The organism is Hoeflea sp. AS60 (assembly GCF_038900115.1).
GTDB lineage: Bacteria > Pseudomonadota > Alphaproteobacteria > Rhizobiales > Rhizobiaceae > Hoeflea.
Genome location: NZ_JBBMQP010000003.1, coordinates 88,944 through 109,161 on the forward strand (window position 1 = coordinate 88,944; position 20,218 = coordinate 109,161).

The 20,218-nt window shown below is 58.1% G+C and carries 22 protein-coding genes; 16 read left to right on the forward strand and 6 right to left on the reverse strand.

Features of this window, described 5'->3' with window-relative positions:
• Nucleotides 1-29: 29 nt before the first annotated feature.
• Nucleotides 30-266, forward strand: coding sequence for a hypothetical protein (locus WNZ14_RS19515; protein ID WP_342870350.1), 237 nt, complete (start codon nucleotides 30-32; stop codon nucleotides 264-266).
• Between the two features lie 30 nt (nucleotides 267-296).
• Here WNZ14_RS19515 and WNZ14_RS19520 read toward each other — a convergent pair whose 3' ends face one another.
• On the reverse strand, nucleotides 297-860 hold the full coding sequence (locus WNZ14_RS19520) for a PH domain-containing protein (protein ID WP_342870351.1): 564 nt from the start codon (nucleotides 858-860) through the stop codon (nucleotides 297-299).
• Nucleotides 861-939: 79 nt separating this feature from the next.
• Here WNZ14_RS19520 and WNZ14_RS19525 point away from each other — a divergent pair, with 79 nt between their 5' ends.
• The 8 genes from WNZ14_RS19525 (at nucleotide 940) to WNZ14_RS19560 (ending at nucleotide 8,239) form a co-directional block, all read left to right on the forward strand.
• A complete protein-coding gene (locus WNZ14_RS19525) occupies nucleotides 940-2,130 on the forward strand; it encodes a PQQ-dependent sugar dehydrogenase (RefSeq protein ID WP_342870352.1) in 1,191 nt (396 codons plus the stop codon).
• Nucleotides 2,131-2,217: 87 nt separating this feature from the next.
• The gene (locus WNZ14_RS19530; protein ID WP_342870353.1) at nucleotides 2,218-2,709 is read left to right on the forward strand and encodes a DUF1499 domain-containing protein; all 492 of its coding nucleotides are present in this window, start codon (nucleotides 2,218-2,220) and stop codon (nucleotides 2,707-2,709) included.
• Between the two features lie 115 nt (nucleotides 2,710-2,824).
• Nucleotides 2,825-3,709, forward strand: coding sequence for a DMT family transporter (locus WNZ14_RS19535; protein ID WP_342870354.1), 885 nt, complete (start codon nucleotides 2,825-2,827; stop codon nucleotides 3,707-3,709).
• 302 nt (nucleotides 3,710-4,011) lie between these two features.
• Complete coding sequence (locus WNZ14_RS19540; RefSeq protein WP_342870355.1) at nucleotides 4,012-4,254, forward strand: DUF1344 domain-containing protein; 243 nt, start codon at nucleotides 4,012-4,014, stop codon at nucleotides 4,252-4,254.
• Nucleotides 4,255-4,510: 256 nt separating this feature from the next.
• Complete coding sequence (locus WNZ14_RS19545; RefSeq protein WP_342870356.1) at nucleotides 4,511-4,753, forward strand: DUF1344 domain-containing protein; 243 nt, start codon at nucleotides 4,511-4,513, stop codon at nucleotides 4,751-4,753.
• A gap of 366 nt (nucleotides 4,754-5,119) precedes the next feature.
• Nucleotides 5,120-5,332: a cold-shock protein gene (locus tag WNZ14_RS19550; protein WP_097105498.1), complete on the forward strand. Its 213-nt coding sequence runs from the start codon at nucleotides 5,120-5,122 to the stop codon at nucleotides 5,330-5,332.
• Nucleotides 5,333-5,538: 206 nt separating this feature from the next.
• Nucleotides 5,539-5,991 (forward strand): BA14K family protein, encoded by a 453-nt coding sequence (locus WNZ14_RS19555; RefSeq protein WP_342870357.1) that lies wholly within the window; start codon nucleotides 5,539-5,541, stop codon nucleotides 5,989-5,991.
• 409 nt (nucleotides 5,992-6,400) lie between these two features.
• A complete protein-coding gene (locus tag WNZ14_RS19560; protein WP_342870358.1) occupies nucleotides 6,401-8,239 on the forward strand; it encodes a methyl-accepting chemotaxis protein in 1,839 nt (612 codons plus the stop codon).
• An 86-nt stretch (nucleotides 8,240-8,325) separates the two neighbouring features.
• On the opposite strand, the gene WNZ14_RS19565 is transcribed toward WNZ14_RS19560, so the two are convergent.
• The 3 genes from WNZ14_RS19565 to WNZ14_RS19575 all read right to left on the reverse strand — a co-directional run bounded on the left by WNZ14_RS19565 (nucleotide 8,326) and on the right by WNZ14_RS19575 (nucleotide 10,676).
• Complete coding sequence (locus tag WNZ14_RS19565; protein ID WP_342870359.1) at nucleotides 8,326-8,973, reverse strand: MBL fold metallo-hydrolase; 648 nt, start codon at nucleotides 8,971-8,973, stop codon at nucleotides 8,326-8,328.
• Between the two features lie 97 nt (nucleotides 8,974-9,070).
• On the reverse strand, nucleotides 9,071-9,985 hold the full coding sequence (locus WNZ14_RS19570; RefSeq protein ID WP_342870360.1) for a mechanosensitive ion channel domain-containing protein: 915 nt from the start codon (nucleotides 9,983-9,985) through the stop codon (nucleotides 9,071-9,073).
• Between the two features lie 190 nt (nucleotides 9,986-10,175).
• A complete protein-coding gene (locus WNZ14_RS19575) occupies nucleotides 10,176-10,676 on the reverse strand; it encodes an Lrp/AsnC family transcriptional regulator (protein WP_342870361.1) in 501 nt (166 codons plus the stop codon).
• 117 nt (nucleotides 10,677-10,793) lie between these two features.
• Here WNZ14_RS19575 and hppD point away from each other — a divergent pair, with 117 nt between their 5' ends.
• Nucleotides 10,794-11,903 carry a 4-hydroxyphenylpyruvate dioxygenase gene (gene hppD / locus WNZ14_RS19580; RefSeq protein ID WP_342870362.1) on the forward strand — a complete coding sequence of 370 codons (1,110 nt, stop codon included), beginning with the start codon at nucleotides 10,794-10,796 and terminating at the stop codon, nucleotides 11,901-11,903.
• Nucleotides 11,904-11,976: 73 nt separating this feature from the next.
• On the opposite strand, the gene WNZ14_RS19585 is transcribed toward hppD, so the two are convergent.
• Complete coding sequence (locus WNZ14_RS19585) at nucleotides 11,977-12,867, reverse strand: branched-chain amino acid aminotransferase (RefSeq protein ID WP_342870363.1); 891 nt, start codon at nucleotides 12,865-12,867, stop codon at nucleotides 11,977-11,979.
• 208 nt (nucleotides 12,868-13,075) lie between these two features.
• Here WNZ14_RS19585 and WNZ14_RS19590 point away from each other — a divergent pair, with 208 nt between their 5' ends.
• The 5 genes from WNZ14_RS19590 to WNZ14_RS19610 all read left to right on the forward strand — a co-directional run bounded on the left by WNZ14_RS19590 (nucleotide 13,076) and on the right by WNZ14_RS19610 (nucleotide 18,967).
• Nucleotides 13,076-13,609, forward strand: a complete 534-nt coding sequence (locus WNZ14_RS19590) for a MarR family transcriptional regulator (RefSeq protein WP_342870364.1) — start codon at nucleotides 13,076-13,078, stop codon at nucleotides 13,607-13,609.
• Nucleotides 13,606-14,313, forward strand: a complete 708-nt coding sequence (locus WNZ14_RS19595) for a response regulator (RefSeq protein WP_342870365.1) — start codon at nucleotides 13,606-13,608, stop codon at nucleotides 14,311-14,313. The genes WNZ14_RS19590 and WNZ14_RS19595 overlap by 4 nt, the downstream gene beginning before the upstream one ends.
• 245 nt (nucleotides 14,314-14,558) lie before the next feature.
• The gene (locus WNZ14_RS19600) at nucleotides 14,559-16,424 is read left to right on the forward strand and encodes a methyl-accepting chemotaxis protein (protein ID WP_342870366.1); all 1,866 of its coding nucleotides are present in this window, start codon (nucleotides 14,559-14,561) and stop codon (nucleotides 16,422-16,424) included.
• 190 nt (nucleotides 16,425-16,614) lie between these two features.
• Nucleotides 16,615-17,448, forward strand: a complete 834-nt coding sequence (locus WNZ14_RS19605) for a hypothetical protein (protein ID WP_342870367.1) — start codon at nucleotides 16,615-16,617, stop codon at nucleotides 17,446-17,448.
• Nucleotides 17,449-17,584: 136 nt separating this feature from the next.
• Nucleotides 17,585-18,967, forward strand: coding sequence for an ATP-binding protein (locus WNZ14_RS19610; protein ID WP_342870368.1), 1,383 nt, complete (start codon nucleotides 17,585-17,587; stop codon nucleotides 18,965-18,967).
• 88 nt (nucleotides 18,968-19,055) lie between these two features.
• Here the strand turns inward: WNZ14_RS19610 and WNZ14_RS19615 are convergent, their stop codons facing one another.
• Nucleotides 19,056-19,484, reverse strand: coding sequence for a DUF4345 domain-containing protein (locus WNZ14_RS19615; protein WP_342870369.1), 429 nt, complete (start codon nucleotides 19,482-19,484; stop codon nucleotides 19,056-19,058).
• 85 nt (nucleotides 19,485-19,569) lie between these two features.
• On the opposite strand from WNZ14_RS19615, the gene WNZ14_RS19620 reads away from it, so the two are divergent.
• Complete coding sequence (locus tag WNZ14_RS19620; protein WP_342870370.1) at nucleotides 19,570-20,205, forward strand: TetR/AcrR family transcriptional regulator; 636 nt, start codon at nucleotides 19,570-19,572, stop codon at nucleotides 20,203-20,205.
• Nucleotides 20,206-20,218: the final 13 nt, after the last annotated feature.

The window sequence follows — 20,218 nt, forward strand, 5'->3', positions numbered from 1 at the left end:
ACCCGAACAGCAATGATCGGGGAACGACCATGATTCCGGAAGATGACTTCCTGCTAAACAAGCCAGCCCGTCGAGAATCCGTCACGGCCTTGAGAATTGCGCTGATGGCGTTGTTGGGATGCCTTATCCTGTTGGCAGTCCTGGTCATTCAGGCCCGCGCTGAGCCTGACGCAATGCTCGACCGGCAACTCAGGGAAATGCGCCAGCATGAGCTTCTGCAGCCAGCTGTTGTGCAGCCGACTGTGGGCCCACAAGCCACATCATGATCAGCCAAATCTTGATCAGCCAAGTCTTGATCAAAAAGCAGCGCTGGGCCGGTGGAACGCTTTGCACCGGGCAGAGAGATCATCCATCGCAGCATTCGGGCTCGACAGCCCTGAAACGACCACCGGCGAACCGTTGTTCCTCTCGATAACGAGCGAGCCAGCGCCGGTGATCCAGCCGGACAGACCGTTGCGCAGCGACAGTCCGGTTACCTGAGCATAAGCCACGCTCACCGGATCACGCGCCGGAAAGCCCGGATGAACCTCCAGATGAGCTCCACGAAGCGTAAGCCGCGTGGTCGACAGGCGCAGCCCGGCATAGGCAAGCAGTGACGGCACGACAAGGATCAAGACCATCAGGCAGACACGAGCCAGAGCCCCATCTCCCCTTCCGTTGAAGTACAGCGCCGCCCACAGCGCGCCATATCCGGCAGCGACCACCAGTGCAGGAAGAAACAACGCAAACGCGCTTGCCTGCCACACGGCGCGGCGCTGGGCGCCGTCGGAAGCAGGGTGCGAAGACTTGATAGGCGAATCAGCGCTGTCCATTACCGGCGAGTTTAGCCGGATTTTTGCCACCGTCACCGGCGCTGTCATCGCTTCAAGGGCTTTTCCTGCGCCTTTGCAGCACCATATCTATACCCAGACCCAAACAGAGACCACACGCGAGGAAACAATGGCAAAAGACCGAATCTACTCACGGCCGCGAGCTATCAAGACACTCATTGGCCTCTCCGCTGCAATTTGGCTGGCTTCTTCCGCGAGTGTTCCAGCTGGCGAAATCACACCGACAAACGAAGTGAACGTTGATGTGGAGGTCCTCGCCACCGGCCTTGACCACCCATGGGGCATAGAACCGCTGCCCGATGGCGCATTGCTTGTCACCGAACGGTCGGGCAGCCTGCGACTGGTGCGTGACGGCACAGTCTCCGCGCCGATTTCAGGCTTGCCGGAGATCGCATCCGCTGGCCAGGGCGGCCTGCTCGATGTTGCGCTGGCGCATGATTTCGCCGACAGCCGGGTCATTTTCATCAGCTACTCCACCCGCAACACCAATGGTCTGGGCACGGCAATCGCCCGTGCTCGCCTGTCAGAAGACGGCAGCGCATTGATGGATGTAAAAGAAATCTTCCGGATGAACCGGTTCACGGAAGTCGGCAGGCACTTCGGATCACGCATCGCAGTGGCAAAGGATGGAACCTTGTTCTTCACAATCGGCGATCGCGGCGAAGGTGAGAGAGCACAGGATTTCGGTGATCATGCCGGCGCGGTGCTCAGGATCAACGCCGACGGCACGATTCCCTCTGACAACCCCTTTGCACCCAATCAGGCAAACGCCACGGGTAATGAGGCAGCAGAACTCTGGTCCAAGGGCCACCGCAACCCGCAAGGTCTTGATATCGATCCCAAGACCGGCGTTCTTTACGCCGTTGAACACGGCGCTCGTGGCGGCGATGAAGTCAACCGACCCGAGCCGGGACGCAATTATGGCTGGCCCGAGGTCTCCTACGGGCGTCATTATTCCGGGGCGGAAATTGGTATGGGCACCGCGGCCGAAGGGTTCGAGCAACCGATCCATTATTGGGATCCCTCGATCGCGCCTGGTGGCATGACCGTGTATCGCGGAGAGATGTTTCCGGAATGGGATGGCGACCTTCTGGTCGCTGCACTCAAGTTCCAGTTGCTTGTCCGGCTTGACCTCGACGAGGAATCCGGCGAAATGCTATCGGAAGAACGCATGTTCAAGGGAACATACGGACGAATTCGCGATGTGCAGGTTGCAGCCGACGGCGCTGTTCTGATGGTAACCGACGAAGATAACGGCTCTATTCTGCGGGTATCGCGCGCACCAGCTTCGAGCAATTAGGGACCCTGGCCCTGATCAACCAACTGTGGGTCTCACCCTCGCCGGTCGTGCGGCAGGGCCCGCCCCGCAAGAAGGCCAAGAACGACAATGGTAAAGACAGTGATATTGGGCGTCATCGTTCTTATAGGCGCTGTAATCGCTGCCTTTGTCCTCATCGGTCGGGAGCGCAGTTGGGAGCTGATCGCAGGCTCGCCGGATCGGGGACAGCACGATTTCGATGCCGCCCGGCGCAGTCCCCATCCCAACGATGCGCTCGCCTGCAGTCCCGGCCTTTGCAGCGAGCCCGATTTTGAAATCGCGGCAGTCGAGGATGCACCGGCAATTGCCATAGAGCGCCTGTCACAACGCCTCGTCACCTCCGACCCGCTCGCCCGCCGGGTCGATGACCGCAAAGACCCGTCCAAGGCGCGCTTTATCACCTATTCGCCACTGATGCGGTTTCCCGATGTCATCCATCTCGAAGCCAGGCCCATGCCCGACGGCCGCACCGGAATCATGGCCTATGCCCGCGCGCAACTGGGCAGCGATGACATGGGCAAGAACCGCGCCAGGCTTGAGGCCTTGTTCGGCAAACCCTGACCGACGTCCGTTTGCCAGGATCTTGACGATCTCGGGGACGCACGAGCTTGCCTCTTGCCCCTCCTGAAGCCAACTGCTAGCCGTCCGCGATCAATAATGCTGCCCGGACAATCCCATGCCGCGTCATCTCGCCAATCTGCTGTTGCTTTCAGCCGGAGCCATCTGGGGTGCGGGCTTTGTCGCGCAATCGACGGCGATGGATCATATCGGTCCGTTCCTGTTTATCGGCCTGCGCTTTCTCGTCGCCGCAGTCGTACTGGCTCCATTCGCCTGGCTTGAATCCCGAAAGGCAGAACATCCGGTTTCGGCTGTCCATCTTCGTGGCTTCGCGCTGATCGGACTGGCGCTGTTCCTCGGCATGGCCCTGCAACAGGTTGGCCTGACCATCACCACCGTAACCAATTCAGGCTTCCTGACCGGCCTTTACGTCGTGTTTGTTCCCTTCATCACATTGCTGGTGTTGCGACAGCCGCCGCATCCCGTGATCTGGCCTGCGGTGCTGATGACATTCGCCGGCATCTGGATGCTGGCAGGCGGCAGTCTCGCCGACCTGAACAACGGCGATTTCCTGACCATCGGCTGTGCTGTTCTGTGGGCGCTGCAGGTCATTCTGGTCGGCCGTTTTGTCGGCCCAAGTGGTCGCCCGCTGACGCTGTCCTTTGTGCAGTTCTCGCTCGCCGGCGCGCTTGGCCTCGGCTTTGGCCTCACATTGGAAGGCTTCAATCTCGCTTCGGTGATAGCCACATTGCCCGAAATCCTGTTTGCAGGCGTGATCGCCACCGGACTTGCTTTCACGCTTCAGGTCATTGGCCAGCGCTACACCACAGCGCCACAAGCGGCAATTTTCCTGTCAACGGAATCGCTTTTCGCCGCCTTGTTCGGGGCTCTCGTTCTCGGAGAACAGATCCCGGCACTTGGCTATGCCGGCGGCATGCTGATATTTTTGGCAATCCTGCTGGCTGAACTTGGCCCGATTCTCAGGCCCAGGCCTGTCTCCTGATCCCGATTGCACATGCAGGCGCAAGGTTCGTGATCGGGCTTACATGCGAGGAGCCGCAGGCTCGCCATGATCCGGGCCAAAACAGGGCGAAGCCAACCCCTTGCCGGGCCAGAGATCCGAAGCTCCGCAGACTGTAATCGCCAAATCTCGCCGCCAGACCCGGCTGCAATATGGCAAGATTATGTCATTGATATTGTTGATTTTATTTACGCCAAGTGATTTGCTCAACGCGTCAATCGCCCCCAGATTATGTCCTGCAAGCACCAATAACGGTGCGCAAGCAAGACAAGGGAGACATGACCATGAAGAAGATCATTATCACCGCAGTTTCAGCACTGAGCCTGACGGGTGCTGCTTACGCTGCCGAAGTCGAAGGTGTTGTGACCAGCTATGACCCAGCCACCAAGATGATCGTTCTGGAAAGCGGTGAGGCATTCAGCGTCGCCGATGGCGTTCAGCTCGACAACCTTCAACCCGGTGGCAAAGTTGTCATTACCTATGACGACGGCACCACCGATGCCACGGCCGTGAGCATGGTGGAGTAATTTCCAAGGATTGGTCAGACATAAACCTGCCTGGCCAAACTGCCAAAATTCAAGGCTGGAATGTGGACAAAAAGACAGATCGATCTGATCCGATCATGGCAAAATTGTGCTGCTTTCAGCCTTGAAAATATATCTTTTTGCCGCTTGCGCGGACCTCTCAACCGGCGCATATCAGCGCCGCCCCGCCACTGCCGACTTCAGTCTGGCACATCTGCCAACCGGTTGTGGATCGGGTAACAACCTATGGAAAACATCAATGAAAAAGATCGTTGCAATCGCTTTCGCATCCGCAGCCATGCTCTCGACCGCCTTCGCTGGCGAAGTCGAAGGTGTCGTCAAGACACTTGACCAGGCTACGAGCACCATCGAACTGGAATCCGGTGAAGTCTACACCGTAGCCGAAGGCGTTGAACTCGAAGGCATCGAAGCCGGCAAGACTGTGATGATCATGTTCGACGACGGCACCACCCAGGCCACCGAAATCGCGATCGTCGAGTAATCGCACCTGCCTGGCCGGATCACGCAAGGTGGTCCGGCCAGGAACGGCAACCTGCGTTGGCAGACGCCAACAAACTTTTGCTTGCCAATTTCCAACAAAACAATCATCTTTGTTCCGTTCGGGCAATTTGCGAACACGGGAAGACCAGAAACATGCGCGCCGAAGCCGCACAAAAAACTTCGGACGACTTCAACAAAAGCCCACACGCACAACTGCGTGAAGGGGCGAAGCCGTTACAATCGGGACCTTTCCAAACTTTTCAAAAACTGCCTGCCATAACCCCCGCGCCAATGCGGGATATGACATGATGCGCGCCGACCGGAACACCCGCGCGGAGACCGGAAGGCAATCAAAGGACCTGACAGCATGGGCGAAACTGGTACCGTAAAATTTTTCAACGTCGACAAGGGCTTCGGCTTCATCAAGCCTGACAATGGCGGTGCGGACATCTTTGTTCACATCTCCGCAGTGCAGGCTTCCGGAATGACCGGCCTTGAGGAGAACCAGAAAGTAGCTTTCGACACCGAGCCCGATCGCCGCGGCAAGGGACCAAAAGCCGTTAATCTGCGCCTCGCCTGATTGACGTTGACTCCACAACAGTTTGGAAAGCCCGGCGCCGCAATCGCCGGGCTTTTTATTTTCAGGTTTGCTGCCGTCCGTCTGATTTTCAACCGATAGAAGTGTTTGGATTTCGTTCAGCCACCGTTCAGCTTGGCCTTGATAGTGTTCATGCAAGCCGGAAGCATCGGCCGAAGCAAGATACCTCAACCGGGAAGGACATTCCGATGAACCAGTTCGCCAAGAAGCTCAGCATCACCCTGCTCACAGCAGTGACCGCGATTGCGCCATTGACCACAAGCATGGCCCAGGCCGGCGACCGGTCTTCCTGGCATCAGGGACAGCGTCATCGCGATCACGGCTGGCGCGATGTGTCTCCCCGGCGCCATCATGGCGGCGACCGCGTCCGGCGTCACGGCGACAACAATGACGCCCTTGTTCTCGGCATCATCGGTCTCGGCGCTGCTGCCATCATTGGCGGAGCAATCGCCAACAGCCAGAACAATCCGCGTGTGATCTACAGGCAGCCAGTTGCCCCCCAGGCGGCCAGCGGTGGCGGCTACGAGCCCTGGAGCCGGTCATGGTATCGTTTCTGTTCCAACAAGTACCGCTCTTTCAATGCCTCGACAGGCACCTATCGGGGATATGACGGTCGCGACCACTTCTGCGAAGTCAACTGATCCGAGACTTCACTCAGGCCCTGCAAGTAATAACCGGCCATCGCATCGCGAGTGGCCGGTTTTTCTATTGTGGCAACGACAGCGTCCGTGAACTTTACACGAGCGGACTGTTGCACCGCCAATCTCCACTTTCGAGCTCGATCCAGGATAACGAGGATAAGCTGCGCGCGCCGTCCTTGCACGGAACGAGAACTGGCTCTCACTTGCCTGAACCAATTCAAAAGATTCAAGAAAAACAATAGGAAGAGCAATTTCTCGAGCTGGACCATTCATAAGTGATTAAAGTTTTAAGTTTAGGTCATGAGCTAATGGAACAGGGCAATACTCTCACGCGAGAGACCTGCAATTGCGACTGTTGCACAACCTGAAATCTGGTTCTCGTTTACTCCTACCTCGAAAGTGTCGCGCCATGCGAAATCTAAAAATCTCCCATCAGCTGTTCTTGCTCATAGGCGCCCTGATGGTTGCCTTCGCAGCAACTACATATTTCCAGATCAAATCGGCCTCCGAGGCGATCTATTCCGAACGTTATGACATGCTGCGCACACAGACGGAATCGGCACGGTCGCTTATGGAGTACTTCCATGCAGCCGAAGTAGCAGGCGAGATGACCCGAGAAGCGGCACAAACTGCTGCTTACGACGCTATCGAAGCCATCAGGTTCGAGCCAGATGGCTACTTCTTTGGCTATGACTATGATGCAAACCGCATCTTCTATCCTGGCAAGGTGAGCATCGGGAAGAACTATGCAGGCCTGACCGACAGCGCAGGCAACAAGTTCCTCATGGACATCATCAAGCAGGCCCGCAGTGGCGGCGGGTGGACCGAATACGAATGGCAGAAGCCTGGCGAGCCAAAAGAAAATCTCTACCCCAAGGCAGCCTACGCTCTCGCCTTTGAACCTTGGCAGGTCACCATCGGGACCGGCGCCTATCTCGACGATCTCGATGCCTCCATCGCCGAAGATATCAGGGGCGCAGTCATACTGGGCTTTGGCGTGCTGGCAGTGGCCCTGATCTCCGCCTGGTTCGTCATCCGCGGGATCACCAATCCCCTGGCCTCCATTCATGGCGCGTTGCGCGCCGTTGCGGACGAAAACGTAACCATAGAGATACCCCATACCGACATGAGCAACGAAGTCGGCATGATGGCAAAGGCTACAAAGGAACTGCAGGAAAAGGTCCGCGATCGTCATACGATGGCCAAAAGCCAGCAAGAGCAGCAGCAGCAGCTCAATACGGAACGCCAGCACAATGCCGACATGCAGCAGGAAGAGACAGTCCAGCAGGCCCGTGTTGTCTCCACCATCGGTGCTGCTCTGGGGCATCTTGCCAAGGGCGACCTGACAATCCGTTGCGACGATCTGGGAACCAAGTACGCAACCCTTCGCGACAACTTCAACGATGCCCTCTCCCACCTCGAAGCCGCCATGGCCAAGGTCAACGCCAAGGGCGTGGATATTTCCGGCTCGAAGGAAGAAATCCGTCGCGCATCAAACGAGCTGTCGCAGCGTACCGAACGGCAGGCCGCAAACCTTGAGGAAACGTCCGCAGCACTTGACGAGCTGACCGTTGCAGTCCGTCAGACCGCCGACGGCGCCCATGAAGCCGCAAAGCGGGTGACCTCGATCAGCGAAGAGGCAACCAAATCCGATGCCATCGTGGCAGAAGCAATTGGCGCGATGAGCGGCATCGAGCAGTCATCGGCCGAGATCACCAAGATCATCGGTGTCATCGACGAAATCGCTTTCCAGACCAATCTTCTGGCACTCAACGCAGGTGTCGAGGCGGCTCGCGCCGGTGAATCAGGTCGTGGCTTTGCTGTCGTCGCCCAGGAAGTTCGCGAACTGGCCCAGCGCTCGGCCGCGGCTGCCAAGGAAATCAAGGGCCAGATCTCCAACTCCTCCGGACAGGTCCAGAACGGCGTGCAACTCGTCGGCGAGGCTGGCGAGGCGCTGAAGCGGATTTCCGACCAGATCAAATCGGCCAACGACATTGTCACCAAGATTGCCCACTCCGCCTCGGAACAGGGCACGACCCTGGGCAGCATCTCGTCGTCCATGAACCAGCTGGACGTGGTGACACAGCAGAATGCCGCCATGGCGGAAGAGACCACGGCTTCGGCCGAAGTGCTCGCCACCGACACAGAGGACCTTCTGGAACTGATCCGCAGCTTCAAGGTATCAGCCGGTTCCGCGTCCGGTCAGAACCTCAGGAATATGGCCCAGACCATGCGTCGCGCCAGCTGATCTGACAGAACGAAACAAAAAGGCCGCCGCGAGAGATCGCGGCGGCCTTTTGCGTAACGACTGGCGATAAAGGCAGATAGCCTCGGCTACAGGCCTTTTAGAAACGGATTGGTGCGGCGTTCGTTGCCGATCTTGCCACCCGGTCCGTGGCCGCAGATGAAGCCGGTCTCATCGCCCAGCGGAAACACCTTGTCACGGATCGAGTTGAGAAGCGTCTGGTGGTCGCCGCCCGGCAGGTCGGTGCGGCCGATCGAGCCCGCAAACAACACATCGCCCAGATGGGCAAACCCCTCTGCACGATTGAAATAGATCACATGACCTGGCGCATGTCCGGGCGTGTGCGAGACCTCGAACTCGTGCACCCCGAAAGACACCTTGTCGCCTTCATCAAGCCATTGGTCCGGCGTGACGTTGCGCACGTCCATTTCCAGACCGAACATCTTGGCCTGCGCCTCGAGCCCCGACAAAAGCGGAAGATCGTCCTTGTGCGGGCCGATGATCTTGACGCCCAGTTTGTCGCGCAACTCGTCGGCACCGCCGGCATGGTCGATATGCCCATGCGTCAGCCAGATCGCCTCGATGGTAAGCCCGTTCTCGGTGATGGTTTGCATGATCACGTCAACGTCACCGCCCGGATCGATGACGACGCCAGACTTGGTGTCCTGGTCAAACAGCACCGTGCAATTCTGCTGGAAAGGAGTGACGGGGATAATGCCCGCTTGCAGATTTCCCATAAGGCTTGTTCCTGTTCTTCGACTCATTGGCGGTAAATTGGACGCACGGACGACGGATGTCACCCTGCAAAGTCCGTGCTTGCCGGGGTGGTGCAGATTATTGCTGGGCCTGATCCGAACCCGTTTCCTGCGGGTCTCGCGGTTCAAGGTCCAGGGAACCGGAATAGGTGACCTGTGGGAACGGGATCGAAATGCCTTGCGCGTCAAATGCAAGTTTGGCGGCCTTGGTCAACTCTCGGCTTGTGGTCCACCAGTCCGATGTTGTCGTCCAGTAGCGCAGCGTCACAGCTACCGCGCTATCGCCAAGTTCAGACACAAAGGCCCAAGGCTCGGGATTGGACAGAACCCGACCGTCCGCTCTTGCCAGATCCATCAGAACCGATTGTGCCTTTTCGATATCATCCTCGTAACCGATCCCGACAACCAGATCATACCGACGCTCGGACAAACGCGAATAATTGGTCACCTCGACATTCCACAGCTCCGAGTTGGGCGCCATCCGGTACAAACCGTCCAATGTCTTAAGTTCAGTCGCGAAAAGCCCGATCTCCACAACGGTACCGGTGATCCCGCCCGCATCAATATATTCACCGACGCGGAAGGGCCGCAGGACCATCAGCATGATGCCCGCGGCGATGTTTTGCAGCGTGCCCTGCAGCGCCAGACCAATGGCCAGACCTGCCGCACCAAGGGCGGTGATGATCGAGGCCGTTTGCACACCGAACTGGCCAAGCACCATGATGACGACAACGACCAGAACCGCGTAACGGACAAAGATCGAGAAAAATCCGGCGACTGTCGGGTCTATGCGCTGAGTTCTGGACAGCAGCTTGTGCACCCAGCTGCCCAACAGGCGAGCCGCTGTCCAACCAACGATGAGAATAACAATCGCGCCGATCACCGACAATGCGTAGGTCACGACCAGAACTTCAAGACCCTTGATCGCATCACCCCAGGTGCCCAGTATGTCGCCCAATCCCGATGGAGATGCCGTCGTTGTTTCATTTTCCATATTGATTATCTTAACTCTCTGAATCCGCGTTTGTGTTCGAGCAGCCGAATTGGCCAAGCCAGGACAACGCGAGTCAAGAGATTTTGTTCCACCGAATTGGTGCAAGACGCATCAGACGCCTTCGATCCGCACATCAACGCTCGATTGAGGACGGACTACCGGGATTGTCAACGAGCAGCCGAGCTGCAACTCAAACCGGCAGCCCGCCGCCCTCCTTCAATGTGTCGAGAACGATTGCGGTTTTGACGTGCTGGACGGATTCATGTGGCAGAAGAACATCACTGACAAAGGCTGACAGACTGCGCAGATCCGGCGTCACCACCTTGATGATGTAGTCCATCTCCCCTGTCAGCGAATAGGCTTCGAGAACCTCAGGCAACGCTCCGATCAGCCGCGCAAAGCGCTGGGCGTTGTCGCGATTATGCGTCGCCAGCGTCACCGTGATCAGGTTGACGATACCGATACCGAGCTTCTCCCGGTCCAGATCAGCCCGGTAGCCCCTTATGTAACCCTCCTGCTCCAGCCGGGTTCGACGCCGTGAGCATTGCGAGGCCGACAGATTGATCTTCTGCGAGAGCTCGTTGTTGGTAAGCCGCCCATCCGCCTGCAACAGGCGAAGCAGTTTGCGGTCGAATTCATCCAGATGCACGATGATGGGCCTCTTGAAGCAGAATGTGCACGATATGTGCATCAATTCTCGCCAAACTGCGATCAACGCATGCACCTTGCAGCAAATATGCAGCATCATGCGCAACAGTCAACAAGCGCGGGCGGCTATGATCCGCGCGTACAAAAGAGGAGAGACAAGATGGGCCCGTTTCCGCACGACGCACCGCGCGCAACCATTTCAGAAGACAACCCGGCAGGCACCAACGGGTTCGAGTTCGTCGAGTTCGCCCATCCTGAGCCCGAAGCGCTGGAAGCGCTGTTTGCCCGCATGGGCTACGAGCCGGTCGCCCGCCACCGCACCAAGGCCATCACTGTCTGGCGCCAGGGTGACATCAACTACATCCTCAATGCTGAAAAGGGCTCTTTTGCAGACCGCTTCGTCAGCACCCACGGCCCCTGCGCTCCGTCGATGGCCTGGCGTGTTGCCGATGCCAAACAGGCGCTCGCCCATGCAGTTTCGAAGGGTGCGGAAGAATACACCGGTGACGACAAGACGCTCGATGTCCCGGCCATCGTCGGCATCGGCGGATCGCTGCTCTATTTCGTTGATACCTGGGGTGACGAAGGATCGGTTTACGATGCCGATTTCGAGTGGCTGGGTGAGCGCGACCCGAAGCCAGAAGGTGCGGGCTTCTATTATCTCGACCACCTCACCCACAATGTCATCCGCGGCAACATGGACAAGTGGTGGGATTTCTATCGCGACCTGTTCAACTTCAAGCAGATCCATTTCTTCGACATCGAAGGCAAGATGACCGGTCTGGTCTCGCGTGCCATCACCTCGCCGTGTGGCCGGATCCGTATTCCGCTCAACGAGTCCACTGACGACAAGAGCCAGATCGAGGAGTTCCTGCGCAAATATAACGGCGAAGGCATCCAGCACATCGCCGTTGGCTCCGACGACATCTATCAGGGCACCGACTGGATCGCCGACAAGGGCGTCAAGTTCATGCCCGGACCGCCGGAAACCTATTACGAGCTGTCTAGGACACGCGTGCACGGCCATGACGAGCCGATCGAAAAAATGAAGAAGCACGGCATCCTGATCGATGGCGAAGGCGTGGTCGATGGCGGCATGACCAAGATCCTGCTGCAGGTCTTCTCCAAGACCGTGATCGGCCCGATCTTCTTCGAATTCATCCAGCGCAAGGGTGACGAAGGCTTTGGCGAGGGCAACTTCCGCGCCCTGTTCGAATCCATCGAGGAAGACCAGATCCGCCGCGGCGTTCTGACCGACGCTGCAGAGTAACAACCGCATCCCGAAAATGAAAAAGGCGGCGCTCCATCCGGAACGCCGCCTTTCTTGTTTCTAGGGGAAAGACCTACTCCGCGGCAGCCTTCTTTGGCTGCACCTCGGCCATGTAATCATTGACCAGGTTCATCGCGATCTCGCCGACCGTGAAGGAATAGGGTCCGATTTCGGACACCGGCGTCACTTCAGCCGCGGTTCCAGTCAGGAAGCATTGCTCAAAACCTTCAAGCTCTTCCGGCATGATCGCGCGCTCGATCACCTCGTAACCGCGCGTCTTGGCAAGACCGATGACGGTGCGGCGGGTGATGCCGTCGAGGAAGCAATCAGGCGTCGGCGTGTGGATCTTGCCATCCTGGACAAAGAACACATTTGCGCCGGTAGCTTCCGCCACCTGGCCACGCCAGTCGAGCATCAGCGCATCGGCATAGCCACGCTCCTCGGCCCGGTGCTTGGACAGCGTGCAGATCATGTAAAGCCCGGCAGCCTTGGACTTCGACGGTATCGTGCGCGGGTCGGGCCGGCAGTACTCGGCCATATCAAGGCGAATGCCCTTCATCCGCTCTTCCGGCTTGAAGTAGCTTGGCCATTGCCAAATGGCGATCGCCAGGTTGATCGTGTTCTTCTGGGCTGACACGCCCATCATTTCTGATCCACGCCAGGCGATCGGGCGGACATAGGCGTCCTCGAAACCCTGCCGCGCCAGAAGCTCGACACAGGCCTGATCGATTGCGGAAACACTGTAGGGGATCTTGAAGCCGAGGATTTCACCGGATGTGTGCAGCCGCTCGGTGTGCTCGGTCAGCTTGAAGATCTCGCCGCCATAGGCGCGCTCGCCCTCGAATACGGCGCTGGCATAATGCAGCCCATGGGACAGCACGTGAATTTTCGCATCTTTCCACGGCACGAACTCGCCATTGAACCAGATTTCGCCTTCGAGCTGGTCAAAAGGTACGGACGCCATCGCGTTTCCTCCAGGCGGTATGCCGCCGTGATAATGGTTGTCTGAAGCCGGTGTCGGTGACCGTGGCACAAGCGCCGGAGCGCGGTGTGAGACAAACGGACATTGGCAAGCCGGCGGGCAAGGCCAGTTTGCCTCGTGCGCAATTCCTAGCTAGCAATTGCGCCAATTTATGTCAACATAGCTGACGTATTCGAAAGGAAAAGTCGCCATGAGCCTTGAGGGCGCAATCAAGTCCGATTCAGCAGGAATCCTCGACCAGCCGATGGGGGAAACCGAGGGCATTGATTTCGAAATCATAGAGCTGCTGTTTTTCGCCTACCGCGACTTCATCTCGGACCCCGATGCGATCCTCGATACCTCTGGCTTTGGCCGGGCCCATCACCGCGTGGTCCACTTCGTCAACCGCGAGCCCGGGCTGACGGTGGCGGCCTTGCTCGACACGCTGAAGATCACAAAGCAGTCGCTTGCCCGGGTGCTCAAGCAACTTATCGATTCAGGCTATATTGAACAGGTCGCAGGACCCGAGGACCGCAGGCAACGCCGCCTTTTTCCAACGGACCGGGGACGCGAACTTGCTCTGGCGCTGGCAAGGCCACAGTCTTGCCGTATCGCCAATGCAATGGAAGGTCTTGACGAAAGTGGACGTGCGGCGGTCAAGACGTTCCTTTCCGGCATGATCAATCCTGTCACGCGCGGAGCGGCGCTTGATGAGGACGACACAAATGAGGGACAAGAGCAATGACACCCCCCTTGCCGGATGATGACGCGGCCCATCTCCTCGTCGTCGATGACGACACCCGTATCCGTGATCTGCTTTCACGCTATCTCACCGAACAGGGGTTTCGTGTCACCACAGCCGCTGACGCCAGCGAGGCACGACGCAAGCTCGAGGGCATCGATTTCGATCTTCTTGTCATCGACGTCATGATGCCGGGCGAAAGCGGACTGTCGCTGACCCGGTCGTTGCGCGAGATCAAGACCGTTCCGATCCTGATGCTCACAGCACTTGCAGAGGGCGAAGCCCGCATCGACGGCCTGGAAGCCGGTGCTGATGATTATCTGGCAAAGCCCTTCAATCCGCGCGAGCTGGTGCTCCGGATCAACAACATCCTCAAACGCGGCGGCCAGCCTGCCACACCCAAGGTCGAACAGGTGGTCTTCGGCCCCTTCACCTTCGTCATCGCCCGCCGGGAACTGAAGAAATCCGGCGAACCGGTGCGGCTCACCGACCGGGAGCGCGAGATCATGGTCACCTTCGCCGAGAATGCCGGCGACACCGTCCCCCGCCATGAACTCGTCGGCGCCGACATCGAAGTCGGCGAACGCACCATCGACGTCCAGATCAACCGGCTGCGCCGCAAGATCGAGGATGATCCGGCCAACCCGGTCTGGCTACAGACCGTGCGCGGGATAGGCTACCGGTTGAGTGTCGAGACCAAGGTCTAGAGATCCGTAGTATCGCTTGCGACTGAAAGCCGTGCTCTTGAGGCAAAAGCTTTGCTGTCGATAAAGTTGCAGACTAAGATAATATTCCCGGAATTGAACAGGTCCACACAAACAGGAGGGGACAAACTCCATCCTGCACTCTTGAATGAATTCATACTGGAACAACCTCGAAATACCATAAGATTAGTGTACACTTTTATTAACCAGAAAAGACTAGATTTACCCCCAAAATATGGGGTGTAAATATGTCGATCTTCTCTCGCTTCGGTGTGGTCAAAACTGTCACTGTTATGACCATTGCTATTCTTCTCATCGCAGTTGCAGTATTGGAACTTGCGGTCTCCTCCACCATCAGCACACGAATCCAGGCACAGGCCATTGACAGCCAAAACGCCAGTTTGCGCACAGCGGCAACAATCGTTACGCGCGATCTTCCGGGCACGAACGTGACCTGGGCCGAAGATGGCAACGTCAAACGCATCGTGATGGAATCGATCCCGACCGGGTTCGAAAGCCATGACATGATTGACACCATCGGCCGCATGACCGGCCAGACTGCGACGATCTTTGCATGGGATACTGAGACCAAGGATTTCTGGCGCAAGACCACCAACATCATCAAGCCTGACGGCAACCGGGCCGTCGGAACGCCGCTTGGTCAGAAAGGTGCGGTTTATCCGGTGCTGACCCAAGGCAAGACGTTCCGTGGCGAGGCCGTGATTCTGGGCACTCCCTATTATACGATCTATGAACCGATCTTCTCGCCAACAGGTGAAACCATCGGCATCCTCTACGCCGGGGTCCGCTCGGCGGAGATCAATGCGGTGGCTAGCGAACTCGCATGGACCATCAGCATCGCCGCCATTGTGGTCTTGCTGATAGCAACCGCCATCGCAGCACTTGTTACCAAGCAGGTTCTTGGAAGGATCCCGCGCTTGACGGCTGTCGCAACAGCTCTCGCAGACGGAAATCTCGAAATCGAAGTCCCGGGCCAGAACCAGCGCAATGAAATCGGCTCCCTCGCCCGTTCCCTGGTGGTGCTGCGCGACGGCGCCATCGAGAAAATTGCCCTGGAATCCGACTCCGTTCGCAGCCGCCAGCAAACCGACCAGGAGCGCCAGCGCCGCGAGGCTGACAAGGCCGCCCACGATCAGGAGATCGAATCCGCCGTCGCTGAACTGGGCGCAGGCCTGAGCGAACTGAGCAAAGGCAATCTGCAGGTCAGACTTGAACACTCGTTCTCCGGCGAGTTCGAAAAGCTGCGCACTGATTTCAATCAGACAGCCGAACGGTTGAGCCATACGATGGGAGAGCTTCGTGGTGAGACCCACGAGATCAATGCCGGTGCATCTGAAATGCAGGCTGCGACCGATGACCTGTCACGCCGCACCGAGCAGCAGGCTGCCTCGCTTGAGGAAACATCGGCTGCACTCGATGAGATCACCGCAACAGTCCGCAGTGCTGCCAACCGTGCCGAAGAAGCCCGCGACATGGCGGTGAAGGCACAGGGCAGCACCGTAAACTCCCGCAGCGTAGTGTCGAACGCAGTCGAAGCCATGTCGCGGATTGAATCGGCATCGGGCGAAATCTCAAAAATCATCACCGTGATCGACGAGATCGCCTTCCAGACCAACTTGCTGGCACTCAATGCCGGCGTTGAAGCGGCCCGCGCAGGGGAAGCCGGTAAAGGCTTCGCCGTCGTCGCCCAGGAAGTCCGTGAACTGGCGCAACGCTCGGCGAGCGCCGCAAAGGACATCAAGGAGCTGATAACCAAATCAGGGACCGAAGTCGCAAGCGGTGTGCATCTGGTCAACGAGACCGGCGAAGCTCTCGGCACGATCTCCGAGCAGGTTGCCGCGATCAATGATCATATCGCCTCCATCGCGACTTCTGCCCGGGAACAGACAACCGGCCTCGGCGAGATCAACAGCGCGGTCAACCAGATGGACCAGGTCACGCAACAGAACGCAGCCATGGTTGAGGAGGCCACGGCTGTCATGCACAAGCTTGCAGACAGCGCCCAGAAGCTCACCAGCATGGTCGACCAGTTCGACATCGGATCAGGCCATAACGCTGGACGTTCCGCGCCCCGGCACGCCAGAGCTGCCTGAGCTTTCCCGGGCAGCTGGCAACAGCTTCAACTCCGCACAGCCAACAAAAAGCCCCGCAATCAAAATTGCGGGGCTTTTGCGCGTCTGGAGCAAATTCTCCCAAACAAATTGGTGACTGCGCCATGTGTCACCCGGTAATTTTTGGTTGTATTATGATTACCATTGCAACCAAAAATCTTGAGGTGACATGATGACATCGCTCCAATTCCTGTACCGCCTGTTGCTGCCGATGATAAGCGCAGCGGTGATCTCCGCCCTCGCAGTGACCGCCGCTCAGGCGGAAAAGGTAACGGTCAAGATTGTCCCCCGCCCCGCCCAGGCCGCTGCTGTGACCGGATGGAGCCCGCAGCTAAACACAGATGTTGCCGCGGCGCTGACAGGAAAAGCACTTGCGGCCGGTGTCACCAACGCGACCTGGACCGGCAGGAACTTCGCCAAGCATCACATTATCCCGCAAACCTATCTGCAGGCGGCGGCAGGCCTTGCCCTGCTGAACACTGTCGGCGATCAGAGTTTGCGCGACCGGTTGGTGGCCGCCATTCGGACCATCTCGGCGGGTGCTGCAGGTGGCCCTCCGGCAGCCTGGAACCTTGGTCCGGTGGTCTGGGCACCTATCAATCTGTTTGAAGGCCCTGACGGCTTCTATCGCTCTGACGATCCCGGCGAAGGCGGAGAGAAGACGCGCCCGAGATCTTTTGATCAGACGCGCTGGACCCTGCTTCAGACAGCGCTCAAATCGCTCGAGAACGCCGGAAAGATGACGGCTCAGGCCTACACCTCCAGCACGGATTACCTCAACAAGATGCAAAAAGGCGGCAAGACCGGGTTTGGCATCATTGTCGAGGCTTTCGAGGGACTGGCAAACTTTCAGGGCGGGCAAGCCGGTGTCAGCGCTTTCGCAAGGACCGACTGGGTCGATAACTCCAGCAACACTTTTGTCGTGGCCGATCTGATTGTCTACTTGAACAGTCAGGTCGTGGCGCAACTGTCCGGCGCCAAAAAGAATGCCTATCACCTCAGATAGTCCGCGACGTCTTGTTGCGGGCCAATCGACGATTTACCGAACCCTGCTGTAGCTCTTTGCCCATCGACTTGGCTATAAAGGCTGAGGCGCGCGCCGCGACAGGCGCCGCCCGAGGAGGCAAACCGGGCTAATTGACATGACCAGCATGGACTCCATTCGCCGGGAATACGAGCGCTATCCGCCGAGCGGCTTGCGCCGTTTCACGCGCTGGTTCACCAAGCGTATCCCGACCCGGCTCTATGCACGTGCGCTGCTGATCATCATCATTCCAATGGTGCTGCTGCAGTCGGTGATCGCGTTCGTCTTCATGGAACGGCACTGGCAGACCGTGACCCAGCGGCTGTCCATGGCGGTCACGCGTGATATCGCCGCCATCATCGATGTGCTTGCTACCTTCCCGCAAGATGCTAATTATGACCAGATCATCCGCATCGCGCGCGAACGGTTGGAACTCAACATTGCCATCGAGCCGCCGGGCGACTTGCCCGCTCCGCGTCCCAAGCCGTTTTTCTCGATCCTGGACCAGATCCTGTCGGAAGAGATCACCCGCCAGATCCGGCTGCCGTTCTGGATCGACACGGTTGGCAATTCGAACATTGTGGAGGTGCGGATCAAGCTCGAAGACAAGATCCTCCGCGTCTTCGCCAAACGCAGCCAGGCCTATGCGTCCAACACTCACATATTCCTGTTGTGGATGGTCGGCACCTCGCTGGTGCTGCTGGTCATCGCCATCCTGTTCCTGCGCGGGCTGGTACGGCCGATCCTGCAACTGACGCAAGCCGCGGAAAGCTTTGGCAAGGGTCAGCGCATGCCCGATAACTTCCGGCCACGCGGTGCAGACGAGGTGCGCCGCGCCGGCCTCGCCTTCATCAAGATGCGCGAGCGCATTGAGCGCCAGCTCGAACAGCGCACCGCCATGCTCTCGGGCGTCAGCCACGACCTGCGGACCATCCTGACCCGGTTCCGCCTGCAACTGGCGCTTGTTGGCGATGGCCCCGAGATGGACGACCTCAACAAGGACATCGACGACATGCAGTCGATGCTCGACAGCTATCTGTCCTTCGCACGTGGCGAAGCCGAGGAAGACGTTGGCGCGGTCAGCCTCAACAGCGTGATCGAGAAAATCGCGGCAGACGGCCGCCTGCGCGGAACAACAGTGGCTGTGTCAGTGGAAGGGAACGATGAGATCAGTGTACGGCCCAACGCCTTCAATCGGCTCCTGACCAATCTGGTGTCAAACGCCTGCCGCCACGCCGACGAGGTCTCCATCGAAGCGGTAAACCGCGGCAGATGGCTCACCATAACTATTGACGATGATGGACCGGGCATTCCCGCCGACGCGCGTGAGGATGTGTTCAGGCCGTTCTATCGTCTTGATGCTGCACGCAATCAGGATGAAACCGGCACAGGCCTCGGACTGGCAATCGTCCGCGACATTGCCCGCAGCCATGGCGGCGATGTCACCCTGTCCGACAGCGCCATGGGCGGCCTGCGCGCCACTGTGCGCCTGCCCGCGTAGGTTCAGAAGCATTTCAGAACCATGCTTCAAAATTCCGGATGAAGGCTACCGCCTTTGCGCAGGCTTGCGCCAATGCGCCCCACTCGTTTCAGGAGCCCGCAGCACCCCGCCCGGCTTTCGTTCGCATCACCCAAAGCGCCAGCAGTGGAAAGCCGATCAACTCGATCAGCAATGACGGGGCAATGTCCGAGCCAACAAGCAGGCTCACGTCTGTGGCGCTTAAGCGTGCCAATCCACCAGTCACGAACAGCAAGGCGATAATCGGTACAGCAGTTCTGGCAAACTCGAACCTGAAACCGGAATAGGCGAGCAATCCTCCGATCGCGATCAATGTGCCGCCGATAAACCGGATGTGGTTGTCGCGGATATCGAAGACCTGCTGGTTGGTGATCTCGAAGAACTCCGTCGGCCCCTGCAGCCCAAGTGTGCTGATGCCTCCAATGCCGACATTCAAGCCCAGAAGAGCCACAATGAGACCGGTGGAGACAAGGACCGCTCTGAGTATTCTGGTTGACATTCTTCATCTCCGCTTATTTTATCATACATGTATATTTTATTATTTAATGTACGCGTATAATTATTTATTTGCGGAGTCAAGACGCATGAGCAGCAACCCAAGCCCACCCGACGAGCGCGCGCCTCCCCAAAAGCGCGGACGGCCCAGGAAAACGGACGCGCAACAGGCAGCGGTCAGACAAGAGATCGCCGACACCGCGTCTCGTCTGTTCAGGAGCGAGGGCTATCATGCGGTCTCGATGCGCCGCCTTGCGAAAGAGATGAACGTGACGCCAATGGCGCTCTATTCCTATTTCCCGTCGAAACTTGCGATCTTGAGCTGTCTCTGGATAGACATACTGGAGGAAGTCCGCGGGGAAATGACACAGGCCGCCGCCGGCGCCCAAACGCCAAGAGCCTGCCTGTTGGCATTGTCACAAGCATACGTTTCGTACTGGTTGCAACGACATGATTACTATCACCTGGTGTTCATGTCTGCCGGCCTGACGCAGGCTGATGTGACCGAGTTTGTCGCTGAAGGATCGGCCGTTTCCAAGTTGGAGCTCTTCTTTGAAGCCATTGCGGCAATCACCGCATCAGACCGCAAGGACGAACAAGTCAAACAGAAGGCTGACCAACTTATCTGCTGCCTTCACGGTGTCATGCATTGCATCATCACCGTACCCGGCTACCCGTGGACGGATACAAATGTTCTGGTCAAGAACATCGTGCGCGATATCTGATTGCGGCTCTGAT